Below are 1,064 nucleotides of genomic sequence, written 5' to 3'. Positions count from 1 at the left end.
TCAGCCATCCCTCCAGTGGCGTGAATAATATAAGGGGCAGAGGGTCTTGTAAACCCTTAATTTTCATAATTTTGTTTTGTTGCTTGTTTTCTAATCATTCACGGCAATAAAAAAGGGAAGCCATTGGCTTCCCTTTTCTTTTTGATGATCATTTAGTCATTTTTGGTATAGAACCGCTGTAACTCAGTAAGGCCTTGCATCAACACTGGCAAGCGAGGGCTTACATCTTTCAGACGTTTGTAATTCTGATCGTACAATTTGTAGTTACCAAACTTATCTAACACCGTTGTTTGTTGGTCAGTAACAAGAGCAAGTTCACGTGAGTCTCCTGCAAGAATCCATTTTCTTCTACGCTCATCAAACAGGCTACGTCCACTACTAAAATCTGTAGGGTTCGAAGATACACCTAATAGCTCTTGCATTAGCGTGACTGACACATCTAGGTGACTAGAACGGTGAGTATATTCAGATGCTGACTTACCTGGCCATTTGATGAACAGAGGCACTTGTAGTTGGTAACGACTGTAATTGGAGTTTGCGCCCCAACTGTTGGTTTTCGTCTCGTTAAATTCAGTACCGTGGTTAGAGGTAATGATAACCACTGTGTTGTCTTGAAGATCTAGGCGCTCCAACTCTGCGTAGATTTTCGTTAACTGAACATCAGCCGCTTGAGTCGATTTTTGGTAATCTGCAGTAAAACGTTCAGCGGTAGTCAACGTCACATCTGTTTCGTAACTAGAGAAGTTATCGAGCGTTGTTAGCTCAATAAAGTTAAACCAAGGGCTTTTTGCTTGTGGTGATTGAACCCATTCAGACCAAGCTTGTATTGCGCTTTGGTCATCATCTGTTGCTTGCTCTGGGAGCGCATCACGGCCTCGGAAGATGACTTCCGGGTAAAGGGCGTCGTCAAAGTCATCACCGCTAAAAGCGGCAAGTGTATAATTGTGATGATCTAGCACATCGAGCAGTACTGCGCTCGAACCTTGTGCTTTGATGCTGCTTGCGTAGCTGCTAGGAAGGCCATAGAACAATCCGAAAATACCAAACATGTCGTTACTTGAACT

General features: G+C 43.3%; 1 protein-coding gene. It reads right to left on the bottom strand.

The genetic code is table 11. The features are described from left to right. Positions 1 to 152: 152 nt before the first annotated feature. On the bottom strand, positions 153 to 1,064 hold a 912-nt coding region (locus AB4653_RS24985), incomplete at its 5' end, for a sulfatase-like hydrolase/transferase (RefSeq protein ID WP_372105574.1).

This window comes from Vibrio sp. 10N.222.48.A3 (genome assembly GCF_041475345.1).
GTDB lineage: Bacteria > Pseudomonadota > Gammaproteobacteria > Enterobacterales > Vibrionaceae > Vibrio > Vibrio tasmaniensis_A.
The sequence above is the reverse complement of the archived record's forward strand: the minus strand, read 5'-3'. Positions and strand labels throughout refer to the sequence as shown.